The following is a 238-nucleotide window of genomic DNA, read 5'->3' as shown; positions in this document are numbered from 1 at the left end:
GTACGCGCCCTCGGCGTACAGCCGCTCGTAGCGGCGTACCAGGTGTGGGTGGTGCTGGCCGAGCCAGGCCGTGAACCACTCGCGGGCGCCGGGCCGCAGATGCAGCACCAGGGGAGTCACCGAGGTGGCCCCTGAAGCCGCTATTGCCCTTACGGTGGCGCGCAGTTGGGCCGGGTGGTCGCTCAGGAAGGGGATCACCGGGGCCATCAGGACGCCGACGTCGATGCCGTGCCCGGTC

1 pseudogene is annotated in these 238 nt (G+C 71.4%); it reads right to left on the bottom strand.

The annotated features are described in order from the left end of the window. A pseudogene (locus tag OO70_RS50990) lies at positions 1 to 238 on the bottom strand (Rv2578c family radical SAM protein); the annotation flags it as partial.

The sequence above is a fragment of the Streptomyces xylophagus genome, assembly GCF_000716435.1.
GTDB lineage: Bacteria > Actinomycetota > Actinomycetes > Streptomycetales > Streptomycetaceae > Streptomyces > Streptomyces xylophagus.
Note: the sequence above shows the minus strand (reverse complement) of the source record. Positions and strands in the feature narration are given on the sequence as shown.